The following is a 22,575-nucleotide window of genomic DNA, read 5'->3' on the forward strand; positions in this document are numbered from 1 at the left end:
GACTTTCCCAACTACTTTACGCTGCATGCCAGCGATTCCGGAAACTGACAGGGCTCGCCGAGTGCGGTAAAGGCAACGCGCTCGACCTGCAGCGAAAGCTTGCGGCCAGGATCGGCGAACGCACCCATCCAACCCTTCATCGTATCGCTGCCCCACAGGCTGAAGAAGATCTTCTGCGCATGGGTGGGCAGCTTCGCTGGGTCGGTGATCGTGTTGACGAGCTGGCCGTTGAGGTACCAGCGCAAGCTGTCCTTCTGCCAGACGAAAGCGTAGTCGTTGAAGGCGTTTTCGGTACCGCCCGCGACGTCGACCAGCTTCTCGTTCTTGCCCTTGCCGCCGATATAGGCGTTGACCTGCACCTTGGAGGTGTCCTTGGTCAGGATCTCGAAGTCGATCTCGTCCCAGGGCTGCTTGTCGGTGGGGCCGATATAGGAAAAGAACGCCGCATTGAGACCGGGACCGGTGTCGGTCTTCATCCGCGCCTCATAGGTGCCGTAACCGAAGCGCTGCTTGGTCTGGATCTCGCCGCAGACGAAGTCGCGGTCCTTCAGCTTCTGCTTTTCGAAGCCGAGCGACAGCACGCCGTCGGAGAGCTTAACCATGCCCTTCGACCAGGTGCAATTCTGATGGCTGCCGTTGTTCCAGCCGTCGGAAACGTACCAGCGCGCACGATCGAAGCTCTTGAAATCGTCGACGAATGATGGCGACGTCGGTATGTCCTGGGCACGGGAAGGGGTCGTTGACAGGCTGCCGAGAGCGGCAAGCAGCAAGGCGCTGATCGAAATCAGCCGCCTCAAGCCGGCTTGCCTGGCCCGAGGCGTGAACGGCGTTCCGCCGGTTGCGATGGTGGACGTAGCTTTCGGATCCGAATTCATACCAAACTTACCTTTGTGCTGTGCTTCCCCCAACCCAAAGTCGACATTCGAACCGCTCCTGAACGGGCCAACCCTGACCTCCTACGTGACCCTCCCGAATTGCTTTTCCTGCCTCGCATCAAATCTGTTGCAACAGTTCCCGAGCCTTCACTCTTACGCCCTGCCGGCGCCTGCCGGCTTGGCGAATTCGGCCGGAGTGGCCGAATCGGACGCGCCATCCTCATGGAAGAGCACGTCCAGCGAATGACGAAGCTCCTTCATCATGCCGTTCTGGCGCGACAGCGCCGCGATCCGGCGCTCACAGTTCAGGATCGACTCCGTCAGCGCGTTGACTTCGGATGACCGACGGTCGGAGGTGGAGCCGTTTTCCATCGCCTCGACCAGGAAGGCGGCGTTGGTCGCCTTTGTCCGATAGCGATTCTCAAGTCCGGCTCTCTCGGCCTCGATCTCTGCCGCGATCTGCTCGAAAAGCTTTGCCAGACGATCAAGCCGCGAACCGTCGGTTTGCCGGTCGCGGGCCGGATCCCTTGATCTGAAGCCGAATATCGAGGCCATGAGTTCAGGTTCCTGTCATCGCCGGCTTCCAGGCCGGGTTTGTGGCCGATCCCCGCAACCGGGGTCCAAAAGTTGCATCGTCCTGCTCCTCTGACGGGAGAGACATCAGACCAATCCGATCGGGGCCAGTTCGGCTGGTCGTCTAATTTGCTGCACCGCAACATAGACTGCCATCCCCGGAGCCGTGAGGCAACCACCCAAATCGTAAACTCATAAATCCGTCCGAAATGGTTTGAACGACAAGCCGGCACTGGCGGACGGACCGGACGGCCGGATATCCTCAACGCTCCTTGCCGGTGCTGGTTCCGGCCATCAGAAAACGCAATGGCGGCACATGGCTCCGTTTCGAGGCGAAGCCGGCGCGGCGAAACAGCGACTCGAGCTTGTCGGCGGCAACGCCGCGAACGATGGGAACGAGGTTGGATTGACTGGCCAGCGCATAGGCCGCGGCCGATGCCAGTCCCCGCTCGGCCTTGACGTCGAGGAAATTGCGCAACCGGAATTTGTCGCGCACGTGCCGCTCGTGCCGCCTCAGCACCGCTTTCGAGCCTTCCGGCAGGCTTTCGATTGCCAGCAACGCCAGATCCGCATCGGCCAGGCGTTCCAGGTCCTGCGTCTTGTGACGACCGCTCAGCGAATCAGCGCGGACGATGGCGCCGTAGCCGCATGAGCGGATGACCTTGAACCGTGCCCCGCGGGCGACGGCGCGCGCGTAGAGCTCATAGTCCTCGCCCAGGCGTAAGCTCTCGTCGTAGCGCAGCCCGTGGCGGTCGAGGAAGGCACGACTGATGACAGGCTTGAGGAAGCCCAGCTCGCCCCTTTGCACCCGTCGCCTGGAGATGTTGCCTTCGACGAAGCGTTCGAAATCGAGGAATTCCGGCTCGGCGGCAAATTGCGGGGCGACGATTTTCGTCACGTCGCCGGTCGCATCGTCCCGGATGAGCATGATGTTATCCGCCGCGAAATCCCAGTCGGCGCCGGCAAACAGGTTGCGAAACCGGCCTTCGAGGAAAAAGTCGTCGGCGTCGAGAATGCTGATGAACGGCGACCTTGAACCGGCGATCGCGGCGTTGCGGGCGAAAGAAGGACCGCGATTGACATCGAGACGCATCACCGTGAGCCGGCCGCTGCCGTCGTCGGCGGATCGGGCGGCTGTCGCGGTGTCGTCGGTGGAAGCATCGTCGACGACGACGACCTCCGCCACTTCCGGTTCGCGCAACGCGGACGCGATGGCTACGGCGATTGTCGGCGCCGCGTTGCGGGCCGCGATGATCACGCAGACTTGGGGTTTGGTAGTCATCGACATGGATTTGCCTCTCGTACAGGTGATACCGACTTGTGTTCGCCCCGTACCCATTCGATGCCCGATATGCTTTTCATCACTGACCGCCCGGCCGTTCAAAGATGCGGCGGCTGATGTCGGCCGACGCCGCCCAGCCGGCCTCGGCCAGATAGCGGACCGGCGCACGGCCGCACAATTCCCACAACACCGTTCGCCGCTGCGGCCACCGCAGGGACGACAGCCACGGCGCGATGACCATGTTGAGCAGGTCCTCGTTGCCGATGCGTGACAGGATTCGTGTGGCCCGCTCCGACAGAAGCGTGCCGACGCCGCCGAGCAGTACATCGGCGGCGCGCAGGCCAAGCAGCAGCGTGTCGTCCAGTCCCTGCCTGACCGCGGCGTCAAGCACAAGCTGCTGATCCGCCTCGTCGAGGCGGCTGGCGCTGGCGCGAACGTCGCAGACATAACCCGCGCAGGGTTCCCGATTGAACAGCGCCTTGGCGACGCTGATGCAGGACAGAAGCAAAGTGTCGGCAGCCGAGGTGAACGGCACCGTCGCACCGGCGATCTCGAGCTGGCGCTTGCGCCGCAGAAACCCGTCCGCATCGCGCGGGCTCGGCGAGCCCGGCTGCTGGAGGCGATAGTGAAGATCGAGCGTGGACGGCCTCGGCCCGTCGCCGCGCGTCATGTGCTGTTCGCCAAGGAAGCGAACCCACCAGACGGAGCGCGACTTGCCGGCGACCTCGTAGCCGATCGAGCGGAGCGCATCACGCGCCGGGAAAAACCCGGCCGGCGAAACCAGAATGTCGACATCGCCGGAAGGCTTCATGAAATGGTCGTCATAGAGCAGCTGCTGCTGGAACGGGCCCTTGAGGAAGACGAAATCGATCTGCCTGGCGCGCAGCACGTCATGAATCGCCATCGAATCCATGATGCAGGACGCGTTCATCGAAACCGTCCTCCTGCGGTAAGTGTCCAACCAGTGAAAAAGCTCGGCCGGTCTTTCACCCGCCGGCGCGCGCGACAGCGCCTTGAGGACAAAGGTCGCGATCTTGTTCAACCTGGCAATGTCGGCAACATTGGCGACGCTCAGGCCAGGCATCGACATGTCGCCGGCAGCGGCTCCCGGCCCCGCGAAATATAACCGCAGGCAAGCCTGTACGTAGGCAATCTCGTCGGCACAGTCGGCGGCGCGCAATCGTTCGTATGAACCGTCCGACAAGGCCATTTAGCGCACAGTCTCCTCAAGAAGTGATTTGCTCGCCGCCAATGCTGCAAGTGCGAAGCAAGCATCACCAAAAACCTCGATGCCGTAAAGCCTTTCCTTTTGCAGTGCGGAATTTCGGCCTTTTGGAGCCCGGAATTCTACAACCATAGCGTTTGCCTCGTGATCTGAGGGCAGCGCAAATTCCGGTTGAGATACCACCCCTGCCAGGGCGTTTCAGCCGGCCCTTGCCAAATGAAACTGCTTTTTTAGCGATGCCTAAATAGAAGGCGCTCGGGCAAATATTTTATGCAAGCAAAATCAAATGCTTAAAGAATCACCATCGCCATAGCGCCGACGCACAAGGATTCGGCTTGAAAGATGTCAGGTTTTAGGCATCTCTTACACGTATCGCGACGCCCGCAACCCGTAATTGATTAACGCTTGGTAAATCAGACTTGACTCATAAATGCTGCCATGCAGCTATTGCGCCGCAGCATGAGAAGTGCTGACGGCACTCGACAGGCCGTTTCCAGTCTTTATTGGAGAGTAAAATGGAACAGAATGTTGAAAAGCATGAATACGAAACGCCAAGCCTGACGGTACATGGTTCTATTGAAACCATCACCCAGGGCGGCGGCGGCAGCACGGCGATCGATGCATCGTTTCCCGCGCATACGCCGATCGGCGACCTGACGTTCTCCTGAGCCTATCACAAACTTCCAGGGTGACGACGTTGGGACTCTGGATGCAAAAAAATAAGAGGGTCGGGGGCCAAAAACCTCCGACTCCCCTTTCATTACCCGGAACTGTCGAAGCGTAGTGTAAACGAGGTTTGGTGATGAACTGGAACCCATCCGACCACGATTTGGTGAGCGCGACCAAGGACGCCGTGGCTTGCGAGTTTGGCGAAGGCCTGGCGCTGCTCAACTTGAGATCCAACATCTATTACAGCCTGAATGGCGTCGGCGCCTTCATCTGGGACCTGATCCAGGCACCGAAGTCGATCGGGGACATCCGCGGCGCCGTGCTTGCGCGCTACAATGTCGAGCCGGCGCGCTGCAAAGCCGACGTCGACGCATTGCTGAAGGGCCTGGCGGACAACGGGCTTGCGAGGCTGCATCATGAGGAACTTGTCTAGGCAGGTTCCGCAAAAGTGGGCCACGGTTTTGCGACAAGAACCTGCGACAGAAAAACGCCCTAAGCAGACGAAGCGCCAGCGAGGTATGCTTAGGGTTCTCTCCCTGAGCGGCTCGGAAATGATCTTCCTCGCCCGCTGCCTGCTGGTGGTCACGGCGGTTCGGCTGGGGCTGACACTGCTGTCCTACAACCGTGTCCGCGGCTTGGTGACGCGGCTCGAGGCGCGTCAGTGCGCCAGCATGGGCGAACTGCGCCGTGTCGCGTGGGGCGTTGCCGCCGCAGCCCGTTTCGTGCCGCGCGCCACTTGCCTGACCCAGGCGCTTTCAGGCCAGTACATTCTCGCCCGCCAGGGCAATGCCTCGAAAATCCGCATCGGCATCGAACGCGGCACCGGCGAGCAGCTGAAAGCGCATGCCTGGCTGGTCAGCGACAACCATGTCGTCCTCGGCGGATCGATCGACGGCTTCGCCCATCTCGTCGACCACGGCAGCCGATGAGCGGCGTGGCCGGAATCCTGCTGCGACAGGGACACGCGCCAGCGGCCCAAGGACACGCCTCAGCGGTCCGGGGACACGCGCCAGCCGCAGCGGATATACAGCAGATGCTGGCGCGCATGCGCCATCGTGGCCCTGATGGAAATTCGTGGTGGCTGGACAGCGGCATCGCCCTTGGCCACGCCTGGCTCAACACGTCAGATGAAGCCGGCCCCGGCCCGCTGACCATGGCCGGCGGCAAGCTGGCCATCACCGCGGATTGCCGGCTGGACAACCGCGACGAACTGCTGGCCAGGCTGGGTATCCGGGACAGGTCGGTCGCCGATGCCACATTGCTGATGCGGGCCTATCTGCGCTGGGGCGAAGCCTGCCCCACGCAACTGCAAGGCGATTTCGCCTTCGCCATATGGGATGCCGAGCGACAGCTCCTATTTTGCGCGCGCGACCATTTCGGGGTCAAACCGTTCTACTACCACGCGGCGGACCGGCATTTCGTCTTTGCCTCCGAGATCGGTCCGATCCTCGGCGTCGACGGGGTCGGCACGCGCGTCAATGAACACCAAATCTCGGGCTTCCTGGCCGGGCTCCCCGACGACCCGCAGTCGACGCCCTACAGCGATATTTTCAGCCTGCCGGCCCGCCACAGCCTCACCGTCACCGCGCAACAGGTTATGCTGCGCAGATACTGGCAGATCGAGCCGTCGCCACGACCGATGCGCTCGGATGCGGCCGAGGAATTCGCCGATCTGTTTTCGCAATCGGTCCGCAACCGCATGCGGGGAACCTCTGCGATCGGCGCGATGCTGAGCGGCGGCCTCGATTCCTCGTCGATCGCCTGTGTCGCCGGCATGCAGAATGCCACCGCGCGCAAGCCAAAGCTGCCGACCTTCTCCCTGATTTTCGAGAAGGGCTCTTCGATGGACGAACGCCCGTTCATCGATGCCGTGCTTGACCAGAACAAGGTTGACGCGACGCTGATTCCGGTCGGCAATTATGCGCCGTTCGCTGAATTTGAACGCGTGCTGGAGGAACAGGAAGGAACGTTCCTGGCGCCAGGCCTCACGCTCACCCGCGGCATCTACCGGACGGCGGGCGCCAATGGCATCAAGGTGCTGCTGGACGGCCATGGCGGCGACGAGGTCGTTTCGCAAGGTCATGGCCACCTGCATGAGCTTGCCAATGCCGGCCGGTGGATGGACCTGTGGCGTGAGATCCGCAGTGCCTCAGATACCTATGGGGACAGCACGCTTGGCATGTACTTCCAGTTCCTGACCATCTACGGGCCGGCCTGGCGCATCGCGAAGCTGAGACACGTGGCGAACCGTGTCCTGAACAGGATCCGCAAGCCGGCACAGGCGCCGCGCGGCGGAAGCTGGCGCGACCTGATCAATCCGGACCTGGCCAGGCGAACCGAGCTTGTCGACCGGTTTCATCGCGCCGGCTACATGCCGCCCGGCGTCAAGGCCAGCGATGCCTTGAGCCATCGCTGGATCCTTTCAAACGGCTATGTGCCGCATGCTTTCGAGGTTCTCGACAAGGCCGCGGCCAATTTCGGCGTCGAGCCGCGCTATCCCTTCTGGGACAAGCCGCTGGTGGAGTTCTGCCTGGCGCTGCCGGGCGAAGAAAAGCTCAGCCACGGTTTTGGCCGCTATGTGCTGCGCCGCGCCATGGAGGGCATCCTGCCGGCGGCGGTCCAGTGGCGGCGCGACAAGATCGATTTCACCTCCAATCTCGTCAATGGCATGCTGCGCAACCATCGCGACCTGCTGGAACAGCTGCTCGTTTCGGATTCCAGCCGCATAGCACCCTACGTCAACCTTCCGGAGGTCAGCGCGGCCTATGCGCGGCTGCAGCGCCAGCCTGACCAGGCAGCCCCCCTGGACGTCCAGTATGTCTGGCGCTCGGCTTCATTGTCGCTCTGGCTGCGGCAGGTGCAGTCCGGCGGGAGCCCCGCATGATGCCTCGCAACGAGCCGCTCGCCCGAGACGTTGGTCATCCCCTGGCGCATGGCGGAGCCGCGCGAGAGCGGCGCTTCTATCGGGCCTACGGCCTGACCATCGCGTCCGAAGTGTTGCTGCCCGAGTTGGAGCCGACGGCGCCAACGGTGGCGGATGTCGTGATCGCCGTCGGCACGATCGACCTGCCGAAGCCCTCGCCCGAGGCCGCGACCGACTTCCGCTTCGAGCCAGACCGGCAGTATCTGGCATGGGACGCCGTCGGCGCGTTCCTGATCACCGACGGTCGCCGCATCGACATCGAGCCGGCGCCCGGCGTCGACGACGCGCTGATCGCGTTTCCGCTGCTGGGCCCGGTCCTGGCGCTGCTGCTGCACCGGCGCGGCCTGCTCGTCCTGCACGCCAGCGCCATTGCCGTGGCCGGCAGGAGCGCTATCTTCATGGGCGACAAGGGCGCCGGCAAATCGACGACGGCAAGCGCGATGATCCGTGCCGGACATGACCTGCTTACCGATGACGTGGTGGCCCTGGACCTGACCCATCCGAACCAACCGATGCTCGTTCCGGGTTTCCCGCAGATCAAGCTCGCTGCCGATGCGGCGGCCGCGATCTCATTCAGGGACGCGGAAGTCCGGCCGCAAGCGCATCCGGCGATCGACAAGATGCAGCATCGCCTGAATGGCGCCTTTTCCGGCGACAGGGTGCCGGCAAGCAGGATCTATATACTGGAGCGCGGCGAAAAGGCCGACATCACACCCTTGCCCGGCATCGCCGCCTTGCCGGCAATCATCAAATTCTCCTACGTGACGCGTTTCGGCCGCGCGGCCCTGCCCGACGATTTCGCGGCGATGCATCTTCGGCAATGTTCAGGACTCGCGAACCATGTCGGTGTGTGCCGCCTCGAAGTGCCGACGGGCCTGGAGCGGATCGACGAGGCCGTGGCCCTGATCGAAAGGGATCTGGCGGCCGATGTCTAGGTCATCGGTCTTCAGCCTGTCGCTGTTTCGCGACGTCGCCGCCTTCGGCGCCGTTATCGCCCAGATCGGCGGGCGGCGAACCTGGACGGCGCTGCTCTTCCTGATCCTGGGCAGCCTGACCGAAGGCATCTCCATCCTGCTGCTCGTGCCGCTGCTGCATCTGGTCGGGCGCGCCGACCAGGATTTCGCGGTCAGGCTGCCGAACAATGATTTCGTGCGCTGGCTGGTGCCGGACGGAACGCTGCAACTGACGACGGTGCTTTGCGCGCTGGTCGGGCTTGTCACCGTGCAGGCGGCCTTCAACCGCTTCAAGTCGGTCTACATGGCGAAACTGCTGTTCGATTTCATCAACCGCCTGCGCATGAACCTGTTCGAGAGCATCGGCAAGGCGCGCTGGGGCGTCTTCACGCGCATGCGCAGTTCCGATCTCGACCATGCCCTGACCGGCGACATCGACCGCGTCCAGGGCGCCGCCTTCTCGCTGCTGATGCTGGTGCAGATCGCCGTGCTTCTGGCCGGCTATCTCCTGGTTTCCATGTTCATCTCGCCTGTCATGACGCTGTTTGCCGTCGTGATCGGCATCCTGATGTTCGTGGCGCTGCAGCCCTTTCGGGCGCGGGCCACCGCCTTTGGCCGGGTTCTGACGGCCAATCGACAGGACCAGTACCGGACGGTCTCGGAATTCCTTGGCGGCATCAAGGTGGCCAAGAGCCTGAACGTCGAGGCGAGCTATTTCGCGCAGTTGCAGTCGACCCTCGAAAGGATGAAGGCCGACAACGTCGACTATGTGCGCAACAGCACCATCGGCACCGCGCTGTTCCAGGTGGCGAGCGTCGTTGGCCTCAGCCTGTTCATCTATGTGGCGCTGGTCCACTTCAACCTGTCGCTGGCCGAGATCGTCGTGCTGCTGCTGGTTTTCATGCGCATCGCGCCGCGCTTCATGGACATGCAAACGCAGGCCCAGCAGGTTTTGATCAATCTGCCCGCCTATGCCGCGATGCGCAGCCTGCAGACGCGCTTCGACGCCGAGCGCGAACCGGGCGACGCAGAAGCCGGCGAAGGCGGCAACCTGTCGCTGGCAACCGGGCTCAACATAAGGGACGTTTCCTTCGGATATGGCGATGACCCCACCAAGACCGTCGTCACGGGCATCACCTTCGGCCTCCCGGCGGGCAAGGTCACCGCCCTCATCGGCCCCTCCGGATCAGGCAAGAGCACGATTGCCGACATGCTGCTCGGGCTGCTCGAGCCGACCGCCGGCAAGATTCTCGTCGATGGCGTCGAGATCGATGCCGCCAACCGCCGTCGCTGGCGCGGTCAGGTGGCCTACGTGCCGCAGGACGTGTTCCTGCTGCATGACACGATCGCGGCGAACCTGCGCCTTGCCGCGCCGCAGGCCAGCGACGAGGATTTGTGGACCGCGCTGCGCTCCGCCCATGCCGGCGAATTCGTCGAGCGGCTCGACCTCCGGCTCGGGACGGTGGTCGGCGACCGGGGCGTGCGGCTTTCGGGCGGCGAGCGCCAGCGCATTGCGCTTGCGCGCGCGCTGCTGCGCAAGCCGTCCCTGCTCATCCTGGATGAGGCCACCAGTGCGCTCGACTGGCAGAATCAGTCACTGATCGCCCAGTCGATCGATGGATTGCGCGGCACGATGACGATCCTGACCATTGCGCACCGGCCGTCGATGATAGCGTTCGCCGACTGGGTGGTGGCAATGGAACATGGCCGTATCGTTGAAGTCGGGCAATATCAGCGGCTGAAGGCAAAGGCCGGAAGCCGATTGTCGAAGATGCTGTCGGGCGAGCAGTCCGAGACGGAACCTGCCGACGTGGCTTGAGCCCGGATGCGGCCGAGTCAGTGCAGGCTGCGCCTGGCGCCCAACTTATCGCCTTCGGCCACCTCGGTCGTGTTCAACTTTCTTTCGGCGTCGCGAGCCATGTCGGCTGGCGTCGGCGCGCTGCCGGCGATCATGGCATAGACGAGCACGAAGTAACCCGCCTGGATGACGACGGCGCAAATGATGACGCGCACCAGTATCGTGCCTGTCGAAGCACCGCCCAACCAGGACCAGCCAACGACGATCGCCAAAGCGAAGATCATCCCAAGGATGAATTTTGGAAGTGCCATACCCAACAGCCCATAAACCGGCTCGGGTTATATCCAACGATTGCCCTACCCGAGCGCCGTCCCTTGTCATGCGGGCTTGTTAAGTCGCCCGCTCTCGGCCGGTTGCTTCCGGCCTTTCCAACCTGTCGGTACTCTGACAGGTATAATTTGCAATTCTATTAAGGCGAGCAATAGGCGGCAAGGGCAACTGGACATATTTTTGATTGGAGCTTTTGTGATCGACTCGCTCATGGTGCAATGCACACGGCGGAATTTCGCCCGATCTCCTGCGCTTATCAACTTTCAGTAGAAATACGATATTAACTAGTATTTTATGTTATTTCTCCCTAGTATCAGGCAGCTCTAAAGCACTGGCATGTTCCGCGTTCCGGCAGATAGGGCGCCTCGCCTAAAAACCGCCCCAAAGTTGCCCCTATTTTTTCGCCTATGCCCATTTATTGTCACAAATGTGCTAAATATCTCGAAATTTGTGCATGGTGAGCTTATTATTTAGTCAATTCATGACGTGACTATTTCAGTAGGCCGGGAAATTGTGTGTTGCGCTGCAACATTTTTTTGGTATCGTGTGGTGAACCATTCGTTCAACGCATGGAGTTTTCCGCATGAGGGACATTGCCAAGTCGGCCACCGCGGGCTTTTCGCAGGCCGACATCGAATTTCCGCCGCCGATCGGCGGCCTGCTCAAGCGCGGCTTCGATATCACCGGTTCACTGATCGGCCTGATCGCTCTCAGCCCGCTGTTTGTCATGATCGCCTTGCTGGTCAAGTTTTCCGACGGCGGATCGATTTTCTACGGCCACAGGCGAATCGGGCGCGGCGGACGGGTTTTCCCGTGCCTGAAGTTCCGCACCATGGTTCCGAACGGCGACAAGGTGCTGGCAGCCTATCTAGCCACCAACCCGGACGCCAACGCGGAATGGATAGCGACGCGCAAGCTGAAGAACGACCCGCGCGTCACCCGTGTCGGAGCGGTGTTGCGGAAACTCAGCCTCGACGAGTTGCCGCAGATCATCAACATCCTGCAGGGCGACATGAGCCTTGTCGGACCTCGGCCGGTCGTGCGCGACGAACTGGAGATCTACGGCACTTCCGCCGTGTATTACCTGAAATCCCGCCCCGGCCTGACTGGCCTGTGGCAGGTCAGCGGCCGCAACGACGTTTCCTATGACAGCCGCGTTGCGTTCGACCGCCACTATGTCGAGAACTGGTCGCTGTTCGAGGACGTTCGCATCATCATCAAGACTGTCCCTGCCGTCTGGATGTCGCGCGGCTCCTACTGACCGGCATCGACCAACCCTTCGGCAGCAAGCACATCGGGCGATGGGGCTAAAGCGGATCGGAACGTTCAGTTGAAAACAGATATGTTCGAAGCCTTTCGCAGCGGCCCGTTTTCCGGCCGCCTGCGGCGGGCACGATTGCTGGCCACATGCCTTGTCGTGTCGCTCGTCGTCCCCCACATCGCCGTCGCCGACGACTATCGCCTCGGATCGCAGGACAAGCTCACCATCCGCGTTGCGGAATGGCAGACCGTCGAAGGCACGTTCCGCGACTGGTCGGCGGTGAATGGCGAATACACGGTCGGTCCATCCGGCACGCTGTCGGTACCGTTCGTCGGCGAATTGCCGGCCTCCGGCAAGACCACCTCCGAAATCGCGGCGGCGATCGGCGAGGCGCTGCAGCACAAGCTCGCTCTGTCGGACAAGCCTGAAGCCTCGGTCGAAATGGCGCAGTTCCGGCCATTCTACATTTCCGGCGAGGTGCAGAACCCCGGCCAATTCCCTTATGTGCCCGACCTGACGGTGCTGAAGGCGATCAGCGTTGCCGGCGGCATCAGGCGAAACGCCGACTTTGGTCCCCAGCTCGGCAAGGACATGGTCACCGCCAAGGGCAACTTCGATATCTCCGACGACCAGCGCGTTCGGCTGATCGTCAAGCGCGCCCGCATCGACGCCGACATGGCCGGCAAGACGACCTTCGAGGTGCCGAAGGAGGTCGAGGGCGATCCGCGGTTGCCGGCCATCGTCGCCGACGAGATGACGATCCTGACGTCCGACCAAAAGGCGCTGAAGCTGAAGCTCGAGGCGCTCGACGATCTGAAAGGGGTTTTGCAGTCCGAGATCGAATCGCTGCAGAAGAAGATCGTCAACCAGCAGCAGCAGGTCGACCTGGCACAGCAGCAACTGGCCAGTATCGGCCCGCTGGCTCAGAAAGGCCTGATCGCCAACGCCCGACTGCTGGATTCGCGGCAGTCCGTCGCCGACCTGCAGGGCAAGATCCTGGACTACGAAACCGCCATCCTCACCGCCAAGCAGGCGATCAGCAAGGCGGCGCAGGACGCCATCGATGCCCAGAACACCCTGAGTTCAAGTCTTGCCACCGACCGGCAGCAGACCGAGGCCGACCTGAACGAGGCCGCGCTGAAGGTGAATATGCAGAAAGGCCTGATGGCCCAGGCCAGCGATCCCGCGACGAGAGTCGCCAGCGACAGCGACCAGCAATCCAGCCTGATCTATGCACTGGTGCGAGTCGTCGACGGCAAGGCCAGCGAAATCGCCGCGAAGGAAGATACACCGGTGCTGCCTGGCGACGTGATCAAGGTGAAGATGGCGCCGCTCGCCAGCCAGTAGGCTCGCGAAGCTCAACAACACGATCAAGTGTTTCGGTTCAGAGCCTCCATCCCGACGGAATCGGGATGGAGGCTCTTCTTGTTCGAGCATGATCTCCCGCGAAAACCAGTAACCCATTCTTCCGAAATCACGCTCCATCCCTCCAGGGGTGGATCTTCAGCTTCACGCAAGCGTATCTGGCCGAAGGCTTCCCCCGGCCAGACTTCAGCGCGCGAAACGGGAGCTCATGGCCGATCGGCAACTGCCGGACGGCCGGCGTGCCGGGGCCAGGCAGGCTCACCCCTCGTTGCATCCGCCTGCTCGAAGGCCGGCGACCAGCGCGTGCGGGTAGCCGGCAGCCGCGCCAGCTTGAAGAAGCTGAAATACAGCAGGAAAGAGCCCATGATGTAGGGGTTGAGAACCTCGACCTCGACGAAGGAGCGGATCAACAGCAGCACCATCACGCCGATGAGGATCACCGAATCTGCTTGCCATGTCCTGAAGATCACGGCCGAGACATGGCCGTAGAGCGTGCGCAGCATGATCAGAGCAATCATCGCCACCCCGACGAAGCCGAGTTCGACAAGGGCTTCGATATAGGTGTTGTGGAAGTGAAAGCCGGTGCGGGTGGTGATGTAGAACTCGTTCCACAGCCGTTCGGCTTCGGCGAAACCCTGCACCCAATAGGCGGCATAGCCGACACCGAGGATCGGCGATTTCTGCGCTGCGTTCCAGCCCTGCTCCCACAGATAGGTCCGCCCGGTGAGCGTCGAATCCTTGCCGAAAATGCCGAGGATGAAGTCCATGAGCCCGAGATTCAAGGCGACGAAGGCAACCACGACCAGCAGGCCCGCGCCGATCAGGAAAATCACCCGGCGATAGCGCCGTGACAACAATTTGCTCATGGCAAGAAGCGCCACCAGCGCCAGAACCGCCGGTATCGAGGCCATCGACGTGGCGGAATGCGAAACGACCAGCAGATAGGCCGACAACAGCACGATAGGCACCGCCAGAGTGAAGCTCAGCCAGCCGCGCCTGTAAAAGGCAAGGAATACGACGCAGAAATAGATGCCGAGCGAGGCGACGAAGCCGATCTGGTTCTTGGAGGCGAAGGCGCCGACGAAGTTGACGGTGCCGTCGAGGACGTCCTCGGAATAGTGTCCGACCCGCAGCGAATAGAGCATGACGACGAATATGCCGATCAGGGCGCCGATCGTCAGTGTACGCACGCTGACGGTTCGCGCCGCGATATAGGCGCAGGCAATATGGGAGAAGTACTGGATGGCCGTCCGTGCGGTGATGCCGGGAGCCGCCGACCAGAAGACCGAGAAGCAGACATAGGCCGCAAACAGCAGGGGCAGCCAGGCGCTGGACAGCTGCCGCAGGAACCGCCGATAATCGACCAGGATGAGTGGAAGCCAGACCGCGTAATAGGCCAGGATCATTACCTGGCCGAAAATGACGGAGTAGGAAAACGCCCAGATCGAGACGGCCACGGCGAAACTGCCATAGACCGAATTCTTTTCGGGGTCGACCAGCAGGGACTTTGGAATCTTCATCTCAGAGTCCCGCCGACGCGATCCGAGCCCGGCGTGCCATGAGCCAGCCGGCATATTCGCGAACAGGGGCGTGCAATAAACGGCGTCTCCATTGTGCAGTGCAATATAACCTATCGTGCCCGGCGCTCAATGGCAAATCCGGTCACCTTGTCTTACAGCCAAGGGGACGCGGAGAGGTCAACGTCCATCCTGCAAGAACGCTACCACAGGGCTCCGCCGGTGATCTGTATGTTTTCCATGGTGATGCCCTTGGCCAGATCGGAGCACAGGAAGACCGCCAGCGCCGCGATCTCCTGGGGCTGCAGCATGCGCTGCTGCGGGTTACCCCTGGCGATCTCGGCCATCGCTTCCTCTGGCGTGCGCCCCTTGCCTTCGCGCTCGACGACCTGCGCCACGTTGCGACGCATCAGTTCGGTCTCGACCCAGGTCGGGCTGATCATGACGCAGGTGACGCCTTGCGCGGCGCCTTCCAGCGCCACGCAACGAGTGAGGCCGAGAAGGCCGGCCTTGGAGGCACAATAGGCCGGGTTGTCCTTCCAGCCGACGGAAGCCGCCGTCGAGCCGATGTTGACGATGCGGCCCCAACCGCGCCCGATCATGCCCGGCAACACGGCGCGGGTGACACGGAAGGCACCGGTGAGATTGGTGTCGACGATCTTCTCCCACAGCGCGTCGGAATGACCACAGACCGGCTGCTCGGCGGTGGTGCCGGCGGCGTTGACCAGAATGTCGGCAGGGCCGATGGCCGCTTCTGCGTTCGCCGCGAACCGATTGGTGACCTCGCTGTCGCGCACGTCGAGATGCGCGGCGTGAACCTTGGTTCCGTGCGCAGCGAGAGCCGCGCGCACGCGCTCGATCTCGTCCGCGCCGGGATAATAGGCGGCATCGGATCTGTCAGCGCCGGCGGGCGCGATGTAGGAACCGACGGCGACATTGGCGCCGGCCTCGGCCAATGCCGTGGCAATGGCAAGGCCCATGCCTGAAAACCCGCCGGTGACGATCGCGCTGCGGCCGGAAAGGTTTTGCATCAGGTGTGGTCTCCGGACAGGTCAGGGCGAGCAAGCCTGCCCAAAAGGATTTCACACGGCAAGATAACCTCCATCGATGGCCATCCCGGCCTCGGTGACGAGCGCAACCTTGCCTGCTACGCGATTCACAATATCAGTTTCCTCAAAGTGGTTTGCCCAGCCATTCTCGGTAAAAGCCTTCGAGGTCGGGTTCGAAATCATGGACGATCGGATAGCCCGGCGCTGCCGCCTCGACCTCGTGCAACGTTCCGCACTGCGGGCAGATGAATTCGCGGATCTCCATCCATTGCGGATCGGGAAGGTCGCTGTTGGGGTAGATCTCGCGCAGCGCTTGCTCGGTATTGCGCACGTTGATCGCGGCGTTCAGCTTCCAGTTCTTGCGATAATCGCCGAAGGAATGGCCGCACTCGCAGCGGGTTATTCGGTCATCGCCGCTCTGGCAGATGAACAGGTGATCGCTCACAGGCAGCAGGATCGGATCCTTCCAGGCGACGCGATCCTGATGGACGGCGACCATCTTGAAGAAACGATCATCGTCCTTGTAGGCGCTCATGATGCGCCGCGTCTGCGGCCAGGGCAGCTGACCGGCGGCCAGATCGCGGATGACTTCCTTGCTGTACGAGGTCATGGCTTAGCTCCCGGCGTGAAGATCGATCTGGCATCGACGTTCCAGAAATCACTGAAATCCTTGGTGAAGCGCGACGACAGCTTGATCGCGCTGGCATACATTTTCTTCACCTCGGGCGCGAAGTCAGCCTTCTCGACGCGGCCGCGCTCCCTGGCGATCCAGTCCGAAACCGGGATCGCCTTGGCCAGACGTTGCCTGCGCATCTCGGCCCGGCGTTTGACGGTCGCATCGATATCGGCTGTGGGATAACCGTCTTCATCGTCCTTCAGCACAATGCCAAAAACCTGGTCCGCCGCTTCGCGGGTGAGAAAACCGTTCTCGACGTCCCACGCCGTCTTGATCGGGTCGCGCTCCAGCACGTCGCCGTAGCCGCCGCCGCCATTGTAGGAATGGCTGAAGATATCGCCGGACTTGTGCGGCGACGTGATGTAGGGACCCTCCACCACGACATGGTCACCGCCGATATTCTTCTCGTAATCCGAGACATGCGGGTCAATGCCGGGCGCATGCGCCAGCGGTTCGCCTCTTGCCGCCAGCTCGTGGATGTTGGAATTGCGCACCGCGCGGTGCTTCTGGCAGGTCGGCGCGGGATAGCCGCCGCACATGCCGCCATTGTCGAATACCCTGGAGGAATGCTCCGAGGTGTGCAGCCTGAGATGCGGGGTCTTGTTGATCAGCCAGGTCGAGACGAAGGAACAGCCGCCGCGATATTTGCCGGCGCCGCCCGAGTTGGGCACAATCGAGCGGCCGATATAGACCATCGGCATCGACTGTTCCCAGACCTCGATGTTGCCCATGTCGGATTCCGGGTTCCAGCCGACATAGGCGGTGTCGAGCCCGTCCTTGATGGCGAGCGCGCCGGAACCGGCGGCTGCGCATTCGAAATGCGCCATGCCGAACGGCGTGCCATACTGGCTTTCGCCGCCCATCTCGATCATCGGGCTGTTGACCTGGCCGACAAAGGCCTCCTCGACGAAGCCACGGGCGATGAAGCCGCGTGACAAGAGCCTCTGGAAGACGCCGTAGGCCGGCAGCAGCAAGGCCCATGAAGTGGCGGTCGCCACCATCTCGTTATCGGGGTTGGTCCAGGTGCCGTGCGGCAGTTTCAGCTCGGTCGCCATCCAGGCGCCGTCATTGACCAGCCCTTCGAAATTCATGTGCTGGGTCAGCGTCACGAACATGCCGCCATCCATGCCGGCCGGCGTGCAGTTCATCGAATGGTAACCCCAGGGCTGCGTGCCCTCGAAGTCCATGGTGATCTTGCCGTCGGTGGTGATCTCCATCTCGATCGGGATGTTGTAGAGCCAGTCCGGATCGCCAAGCAGCTGGAAACCGGGTTTTCCCGCCGTGACGTGGCCATAGAAGGTGTGGCCGCGATAAATGCCGGGAACGGTGAGCTGGCGGGTACGGGCGAGCTGGGCGCGACGGCCTTCCTCGATGAACTCCTTCGACACCTTTATCCAATAGTCGAGGCCGATCTCCGAGATCAGCTGCTTGACGCTTTCGCGCATGTCGATGCAGGAGGCGACCTTGGCCTTCTCGTCGAGCACCCAGTAGATCGGCATGCGCAGATTGCGCTCGCAGCGGATGACGTAGTCGCGGCGGATCTCGTCATTCTCGCCGATCTTCTCGGCGCAGACGAACAGGCCTTCGGTGAAGCGCTCCTGCGCGAGACACACGTCGCCACCCGGCGTGATGCCGCCGGCTTCCAACTCGTGGCAGACGGCACCGGCCCAGCCGACCAACGTGCCTTCATGGAAGATCGGCACCACGTCCATGACGTCAGGCACCTGCACGGTGCCGATGAAGGCATCGTTGTTGGCGAAGATATCGCCTTCGCGGATCTTCGGATTTTCCTCGTAGTTGTTCTTGATCATCCATTTGATGAAACGGCTCATCGTATGGACATGCACCATGATGCCGTTGGAGAGCGCGATGGCGTCACCTTCGGGTGTGTAGATGGCGACCACCATTTCGCCGACCTCGCGCACGCCGGGCGAAGCCGAGATGCGGCGCGCCATTTCGCGGGCCGAGACGCAATAGGCGCGCAGCTTGGTGTGCAGCGTCTCGAATTTCAGCGGGTCCTGGTTGCGCAGCGTGAGTTCCGTGATGCCGTCATAGCAACCGGTCTCTTCCATCAGCCGCTCGGAATCGAGCAGCCGTTCGCGAAGGCGCAGGGCCGAGGCAGGTTTGTCCAACATGGCGTTCGCCCTCTCAAGCGTGGGTGTAGTGCAGCAGCGTCCATTCATCGACGAAGACACGGTCTTGCGGATGAACGACGAGCGTGGTGGCGGGATGTTCGATGATGGCCGGGCCGATCACTTCGTGGCCGGGTTGCAGGAAATCCATCTCATAGAGATTGGCCTTGTGCCAGCGCCCGCCAATATAGGCCTCGCGCACCCCCTTATGGGCGGATGCCGGATTGGAGGCGCCAAGCGGCCGCTTGAGCAACACCGGCTTGACCTTGTCGGCGGTGGCGATCAGCCCGAGCTCGGTGATGGTGAAGCCGGCCTCGCCATAGCGCGACACGCGGTGGTTGACCTTGGCATAGACCGCCTCGAACTCGTCGATGACCTTGCGCATATCGTCGGCCGAATTGACCTCGGCCAGCGGCGCCATGACCTCGACGTCCTCGAGCTGACCGGTGTAGCGCATCATCAGGAACGGCACCGTCTTGATCTTCTCCCTGGCATGGCCGTCGGCGATCATCTCATCGACCGCGGCCTTGGTCAGATCGTTCCAGACCGTCGTGACCTTGGCGCCGAAAGCGGCCAGCGTCGCCTCGTCGGCGCGCGTCGGGATATCGTGCTGTGTCGACACCGAATGACGGCGCATGAAGTCGGCGGTGGTGCAGCCGAAGGCGGAGAAGGCGGCGGCGAACTGGAAGGTGATGATGTCCTTGAAGCCGATGCCCCTGGAGCAACCGGCCAGGTGCAGTGGGCCGGAGCCGCCATAGGAAAGCAGCGTGAATTCGGAGGGGTGGATGCCTTGGCCAGAAATGACACGGCGCAGCGCGTTGTTGGCATCGGACTCCAGCATGTCGATCATGCCTTCGGCGGCTTCCTCGACGCCAACACCGAGCACACTGGAGCACTTTTCCTCGAAAGCCCGGCGAGCCTTTTCGACCTGCAGCACAACCTTGCCGCCAAGGAAATAGTGCGGGTTCAGGCGACCGAGGATGGCGTCGCAGTCGGCGATGGTGGGTTCGGTGCCGCCGCGATCGAAGCAGATCGGGCCGGGGTCCGAGCCGGCGCTTTCCGGTCCGAGGCTGACTTTTTTCGTCAACGGATCGACCTTCAGGATCATGCCGGCGCCGGCGCCGATCGTGTCGAGATGCAGCGTCGGCACGTTGAGCTTGAAACGATCCATCAGCGGCTCGTTCTCGATCCGCGTCTGGCCGCGCGTGATGACGCCCATGTCGAAGGATGTGCCACCCATATCCGAACAGATCAGCGAGTCGTTGCCGATCAGCTTGCCGACATAGGCCGCACCGAGGATGCCGCCGATCGGGCCGGAGATCATGGTTTCGTGCAGGCGCGGATGGTTGATCGAGGTCAGGCCACCGAAGGAGAGCAGCGTCTGCACGCCATATTTGAAGCCGTATTTCTTCGAGACGTCCTCGATCCCCTTGAGCTGCTTGCGGCCGCGCGAGGTGGCATAGGCTTCGATCAGCACCGAATTCAGCCGCGACTGTTCGCGGATGACCGGGCGCACCTCGTGGCTGGTGTAGACGATGATGTCGGCGCCAGCCTTCTCGACCTCCTCCCGGCAGATCTCGGCGATGCGCTTCTCGTGCACCGGATTGACGTGCGAGAAGATGGTCATGATGCAGATCGCCTCGACCTTGTCGGCGATCAGCTTTTTCGCGGCGGCGGAGACCTCGTGCTCGTAGAGCGGCAGGATGATGTCGCCGAACTGGTCGATACGCTCGGTGACGCCATGGGTGCGGCGGCGCGGCACCAGCGGATCGGGATGATGATGGGTCACCGCATGCAGCCTGTCGGCATAGGAATAGTCGGCCCAGGCCTGCAGGCCGCGGCCCATCAGGATCATGTCCTCGAGGCCCCTGGTGGTGATCAGGCCAAGCCGGCGACCGGTGCGCGACAACAGCGTGTTGAGCATGCCGGTCCCGGAATAGAGCACGACGTTGACGCCGGAAAACAGCTGCTCCAGCGAGATGCCCCAGGCATCGGCCGCGTCTTCTGCCGAGGCCAGGAAGCCCTCGGCTTCGTTCTTCGGCGTGGTCGCCGACTTGCCGATCTTGAAGTGGCCGTCCTGATCGACAAGGATGGTGTCGGTCATGGTGCCGCCGGCGTCGATGCCGATGACGATGGGATTGCCAATGATCGGCGGATTGCCAACGATGGGGCCGGTGAGATTGGGCTGGGTCACGGTCGCCTCGGGATGTGGTCTAGGTTGACGCAAGGCTAGATTGGACAGGCGGCCTCGCGCCATATGCCTAAAGACACAATGACGGCTGGGCCGGGATCGCCGAGAAAAGGGCATGCGCATGGGCAATATCTGGGCGCCGCTCGCCAGGGCGATCGCCGCCACCGGCACCGACAGGCATGTCGACTGCCTGATCGACCTGATCGGCGCGGACATCGAACACGACCTCGTCACCGTGACGCGCTATTCGGCGACGCAGACACCGGAATTCATCAAGCACCGGCGCTTTTCGGACGAGATGGTCCAGCGCTACCTCGCCAGCTACTATGTCTTCGATCCGTTCTATGCCTCGTGGCGGCGCGAGCGAAGGCTCGGCATCATGCCGCTGAAGCGGCTTGCCGACGATGAGGCCAAGCGCGGCCAATACATAGCCGGCTTCCTGGCGCAGTCGGAAATCTGCGACGAGGTCGGCATAATGCTGGCCGATGGCGGCGACTGGTGTCTCGGCATCTTCCTCGACCGCTCGAAGATGTCGTTCAAGGACAGCGAGATCTCACTGCTGGATGAGCGGCTGCCGGTGTTCGAGGCGTTGCACGCCCTCGACATCAAGGCGCGGGGAACCGAGTTCTCCCGCACCTCGGCGCCGACGAGCCCCGGCGCCTCGCCGCAGCAGCAGCCAAGCATTCCGACGAGCCTGTGGCCGGAGCTGTCGCTGCGCGAACGGGAACTGGTCCAGCTGATCCTGGCTGGCCATCCAACGGCGAACATCGCCGAGCGGCTTGGTATCACCGTCGGCACGGTCAAGAACCATCGCCGTCGCATCTACGAGAAGCTCGACATCACCACCGAACGGGAATTGTTCTTGCAGTTCTTCCAGCACCGATAGCGGCCGCATTCCGCTGGCCCACCAGTATCCCGTTTGGCGGCTCCAATCCCGGCTTGAACTTGTCCGTCGTTGACTTCACATTCGCCGCCGATTGGGAGGAATGCCACATGCCGATGAGTTTCGCAGGACGGTTTGCCGGCCGGTCGGCCGTGATCACCGGCGGCGCCTCGGGCATCGGCCTGGCCGTCGCGCAAAGGATCGTCGACGAGGGCGGACGGGTTTGTGTGTGGGACCGCGATTCCGGCCAGATCGAGCAAGCCAAAACCGTCATTCCGGCCCTCCACGGTATGGCGGTCGACGTTGCCGACGCCGCTGGCGTTGAACGTGCGGCTGCGCAAACGCTCGAAGCCCTTGGCGGTGTCGACATCCTGGTCACCAGTGCTGCCATCACCGGGCCGAACATGACCACCTGGAACTATTCGACCGAGGACTGGCAGAAGGTCATCGACATCAACATCAACGGCGTCTTCTACTGCAACAAGGCGCTGGTGCCGCATATGCTCGAGCGCAACTACGGCCGCATCGTCAACATCGCCTCGATCGCCGGCAAGGAAGGCAACCCCAATGCCTCGGCCTACAGCACCTCCAAGGCCGCCGTGATCGGCCTGACCAAGTCGCTCGGCAAGGAACTGGCCAAGACCAAGGTGACGGTCAATTGCGTGACACCGGCGGCGGTGCGTACCGCGATCTTCAAGCAGATGAGCCAGGAGCACATCGACTTCATGCTGTCCAAGATACCGATGGCGCGCTTCGGCGAAGTCGACGAGGTGGCGGCGCTGATCTGCTGGATCGCCTCGGAGGAGTGCTCGTTCACGACAGCTGCCGTGTTCGACGTTTCCGGCGGCCGCGCCACCTATTGAAACCGGCCGG

The 22,575-nt window shown here is 62.3% G+C and carries 20 protein-coding genes; 10 read left to right on the forward strand and 10 right to left on the reverse strand.

All coding sequences use genetic code 11. The annotated features are described in order from the left end of the window. Window positions 1-11: 11 nt before the first annotated feature. The 4 genes from NR193_RS01590 to NR193_RS01605 form a co-directional block, all read right to left on the reverse strand. On the reverse strand, window positions 12-875 hold the full coding sequence (locus NR193_RS01590) for a family 16 glycosylhydrolase (protein ID WP_256749138.1): 864 nt from the start codon (window positions 873-875) through the stop codon (window positions 12-14). A gap of 153 nt (window positions 876-1,028) precedes the next feature. Beyond that, window positions 1,029-1,430, reverse strand: a complete 402-nt coding sequence (locus NR193_RS01595; RefSeq protein ID WP_256749139.1) for a hypothetical protein — start codon at window positions 1,428-1,430, stop codon at window positions 1,029-1,031. Between the two features lie 280 nt (window positions 1,431-1,710). Further along, entirely contained in the window at window positions 1,711-2,736 is a 1,026-nt protein-coding gene (locus NR193_RS01600) for a glycosyltransferase (RefSeq protein WP_256749140.1), read from the reverse strand. A gap of 73 nt (window positions 2,737-2,809) precedes the next feature. Further along, the gene (locus NR193_RS01605; RefSeq protein ID WP_256749141.1) at window positions 2,810-3,940 is read right to left on the reverse strand and encodes a nucleotidyltransferase family protein; all 1,131 of its coding nucleotides are present in this window, start codon (window positions 3,938-3,940) and stop codon (window positions 2,810-2,812) included. Between the two features lie 530 nt (window positions 3,941-4,470). Here NR193_RS01605 and NR193_RS01610 point away from each other — a divergent pair. The 6 genes from NR193_RS01610 to NR193_RS01635 all read left to right on the forward strand — a co-directional run bounded on the left by NR193_RS01610 (window position 4,471) and on the right by NR193_RS01635 (window position 10,319). Next, window positions 4,471-4,623, forward strand: a complete 153-nt coding sequence (locus NR193_RS01610; RefSeq protein ID WP_010913078.1) for a lasso peptide — start codon at window positions 4,471-4,473, stop codon at window positions 4,621-4,623. A 134-nt stretch (window positions 4,624-4,757) separates the two neighbouring features. Continuing rightward, complete coding sequence (locus NR193_RS01615; RefSeq protein ID WP_256749142.1) at window positions 4,758-5,057, forward strand: PqqD family protein; 300 nt, start codon at window positions 4,758-4,760, stop codon at window positions 5,055-5,057. Window positions 5,058-5,142: 85 nt separating this feature from the next. Continuing rightward, the gene (locus NR193_RS01620; RefSeq protein WP_256749143.1) at window positions 5,143-5,553 is read left to right on the forward strand and encodes a lasso peptide biosynthesis B2 protein; all 411 of its coding nucleotides are present in this window, start codon (window positions 5,143-5,145) and stop codon (window positions 5,551-5,553) included. Next, window positions 5,550-7,508, forward strand: a complete 1,959-nt coding sequence (locus NR193_RS01625; protein ID WP_256749144.1) for a lasso peptide isopeptide bond-forming cyclase — start codon at window positions 5,550-5,552, stop codon at window positions 7,506-7,508. The genes NR193_RS01620 and NR193_RS01625 overlap by 4 nt, the downstream gene beginning before the upstream one ends. Then, a complete protein-coding gene (locus tag NR193_RS01630; protein WP_256749145.1) occupies window positions 7,505-8,482 on the forward strand; it encodes a serine kinase in 978 nt (325 codons plus the stop codon). The genes NR193_RS01625 and NR193_RS01630 overlap by 4 nt, the downstream gene beginning before the upstream one ends. Continuing rightward, complete coding sequence (locus NR193_RS01635) at window positions 8,475-10,319, forward strand: ABC transporter ATP-binding protein (protein ID WP_256749146.1); 1,845 nt, start codon at window positions 8,475-8,477, stop codon at window positions 10,317-10,319. The genes NR193_RS01630 and NR193_RS01635 overlap by 8 nt, the downstream gene beginning before the upstream one ends. A 17-nt stretch (window positions 10,320-10,336) precedes the next feature. Here the strand turns inward: NR193_RS01635 and NR193_RS01640 are convergent, their stop codons facing one another. After that, window positions 10,337-10,609, reverse strand: coding sequence for an exopolysaccharide production repressor exox (locus tag NR193_RS01640; RefSeq protein ID WP_256749147.1), 273 nt, complete (start codon window positions 10,607-10,609; stop codon window positions 10,337-10,339). 602 nt (window positions 10,610-11,211) lie between these two features. Here NR193_RS01640 and NR193_RS01645 point away from each other — a divergent pair. Both NR193_RS01645 and NR193_RS01650 read left to right on the forward strand, forming a co-directional pair. After that, window positions 11,212-11,889: a sugar transferase gene (locus tag NR193_RS01645; protein ID WP_256749148.1), complete on the forward strand. Its 678-nt coding sequence runs from the start codon at window positions 11,212-11,214 to the stop codon at window positions 11,887-11,889. An 81-nt stretch (window positions 11,890-11,970) separates the two neighbouring features. Beyond that, the gene (locus NR193_RS01650; RefSeq protein WP_256749149.1) at window positions 11,971-13,236 is read left to right on the forward strand and encodes a polysaccharide biosynthesis/export family protein; all 1,266 of its coding nucleotides are present in this window, start codon (window positions 11,971-11,973) and stop codon (window positions 13,234-13,236) included. A 224-nt stretch (window positions 13,237-13,460) separates the two neighbouring features. Here NR193_RS01650 and NR193_RS01655 read toward each other — a convergent pair whose 3' ends face one another. From NR193_RS01655 to NR193_RS01675, 5 genes are all read right to left on the reverse strand, one after another. Next, entirely contained in the window at window positions 13,461-14,774 is a 1,314-nt protein-coding gene (locus NR193_RS01655; protein ID WP_256749150.1) for an O-antigen ligase, read from the reverse strand. A 200-nt stretch (window positions 14,775-14,974) separates the two neighbouring features. Continuing rightward, window positions 14,975-15,802: an SDR family NAD(P)-dependent oxidoreductase gene (locus NR193_RS01660; protein WP_256749151.1), complete on the reverse strand. Its 828-nt coding sequence runs from the start codon at window positions 15,800-15,802 to the stop codon at window positions 14,975-14,977. A gap of 142 nt (window positions 15,803-15,944) precedes the next feature. Further along, window positions 15,945-16,430 carry an acetone carboxylase subunit gamma gene (locus tag NR193_RS01665; protein ID WP_256749152.1) on the reverse strand — a complete coding sequence of 162 codons (486 nt, stop codon included), beginning with the start codon at window positions 16,428-16,430 and terminating at the stop codon, window positions 15,945-15,947. Further along, complete coding sequence (locus tag NR193_RS01670) at window positions 16,427-18,631, reverse strand: hydantoinase B/oxoprolinase family protein (protein ID WP_256749153.1); 2,205 nt, start codon at window positions 18,629-18,631, stop codon at window positions 16,427-16,429. The genes NR193_RS01665 and NR193_RS01670 overlap by 4 nt, the downstream gene beginning before the upstream one ends. Before the next feature lie 13 nt (window positions 18,632-18,644). Continuing rightward, window positions 18,645-20,774 (reverse strand): hydantoinase/oxoprolinase family protein, encoded by a 2,130-nt coding sequence (locus NR193_RS01675; protein WP_256749330.1) that lies wholly within the window; start codon window positions 20,772-20,774, stop codon window positions 18,645-18,647. 160 nt (window positions 20,775-20,934) lie between these two features. Here NR193_RS01675 and NR193_RS01680 point away from each other — a divergent pair, with 160 nt between their 5' ends. Next, complete coding sequence (locus NR193_RS01680) at window positions 20,935-21,705, forward strand: LuxR C-terminal-related transcriptional regulator (protein WP_256749154.1); 771 nt, start codon at window positions 20,935-20,937, stop codon at window positions 21,703-21,705. A 107-nt stretch (window positions 21,706-21,812) separates the two neighbouring features. Then, the gene (locus NR193_RS01685) at window positions 21,813-22,565 is read left to right on the forward strand and encodes an SDR family NAD(P)-dependent oxidoreductase (RefSeq protein WP_256749155.1); all 753 of its coding nucleotides are present in this window, start codon (window positions 21,813-21,815) and stop codon (window positions 22,563-22,565) included. Window positions 22,566-22,575 lie beyond the last annotated feature (10 nt).

This window comes from Mesorhizobium sp. Mes31, from assembly GCF_024519675.1.
Taxonomy (GTDB): domain Bacteria; phylum Pseudomonadota; class Alphaproteobacteria; order Rhizobiales; family Rhizobiaceae; genus Mesorhizobium.

Bases quoted from the DNA above. Each gene is read 5' to 3' on its own strand.
- NR193_RS01590 (WP_256749138.1), bottom strand. From the start codon at position 875: ATGAATTCGGATCCGAAAGCTACGTCCACCATCGCAACCGGCGGAACG.
- NR193_RS01595 (WP_256749139.1), bottom strand. From the start codon at position 1,430: ATGGCCTCGATATTCGGCTTCAGATCAAGGGATCCGGCCCGCGACCGG.
- NR193_RS01600 (WP_256749140.1), bottom strand. From the start codon at position 2,736: ATGTCGATGACTACCAAACCCCAAGTCTGCGTGATCATCGCGGCCCGC.
- NR193_RS01605 (WP_256749141.1), bottom strand. From the start codon at position 3,940: ATGGCCTTGTCGGACGGTTCATACGAACGATTGCGCGCCGCCGACTGT.
- NR193_RS01610 (WP_010913078.1), top strand. From the start codon at position 4,471: ATGGAACAGAATGTTGAAAAGCATGAATACGAAACGCCAAGCCTGACG.
- NR193_RS01615 (WP_256749142.1), top strand. From the start codon at position 4,758: ATGAACTGGAACCCATCCGACCACGATTTGGTGAGCGCGACCAAGGAC.
- NR193_RS01620 (WP_256749143.1), top strand. From the start codon at position 5,143: ATGCTTAGGGTTCTCTCCCTGAGCGGCTCGGAAATGATCTTCCTCGCC.
- NR193_RS01625 (WP_256749144.1), top strand. From the start codon at position 5,550: ATGAGCGGCGTGGCCGGAATCCTGCTGCGACAGGGACACGCGCCAGCG.
- NR193_RS01630 (WP_256749145.1), top strand. From the start codon at position 7,505: ATGATGCCTCGCAACGAGCCGCTCGCCCGAGACGTTGGTCATCCCCTG.
- NR193_RS01635 (WP_256749146.1), top strand. From the start codon at position 8,475: ATGTCTAGGTCATCGGTCTTCAGCCTGTCGCTGTTTCGCGACGTCGCC.
- NR193_RS01640 (WP_256749147.1), bottom strand. From the start codon at position 10,609: ATGGCACTTCCAAAATTCATCCTTGGGATGATCTTCGCTTTGGCGATC.
- NR193_RS01645 (WP_256749148.1), top strand. From the start codon at position 11,212: ATGAGGGACATTGCCAAGTCGGCCACCGCGGGCTTTTCGCAGGCCGAC.
- NR193_RS01650 (WP_256749149.1), top strand. From the start codon at position 11,971: ATGTTCGAAGCCTTTCGCAGCGGCCCGTTTTCCGGCCGCCTGCGGCGG.
- NR193_RS01655 (WP_256749150.1), bottom strand. From the start codon at position 14,774: ATGAAGATTCCAAAGTCCCTGCTGGTCGACCCCGAAAAGAATTCGGTC.
- NR193_RS01660 (WP_256749151.1), bottom strand. From the start codon at position 15,802: ATGCAAAACCTTTCCGGCCGCAGCGCGATCGTCACCGGCGGGTTTTCA.
- NR193_RS01665 (WP_256749152.1), bottom strand. From the start codon at position 16,430: ATGACCTCGTACAGCAAGGAAGTCATCCGCGATCTGGCCGCCGGTCAG.
- NR193_RS01670 (WP_256749153.1), bottom strand. From the start codon at position 18,631: ATGTTGGACAAACCTGCCTCGGCCCTGCGCCTTCGCGAACGGCTGCTC.
- NR193_RS01680 (WP_256749154.1), top strand. From the start codon at position 20,935: ATGCGCATGGGCAATATCTGGGCGCCGCTCGCCAGGGCGATCGCCGCC.
- NR193_RS01685 (WP_256749155.1), top strand. From the start codon at position 21,813: ATGCCGATGAGTTTCGCAGGACGGTTTGCCGGCCGGTCGGCCGTGATC.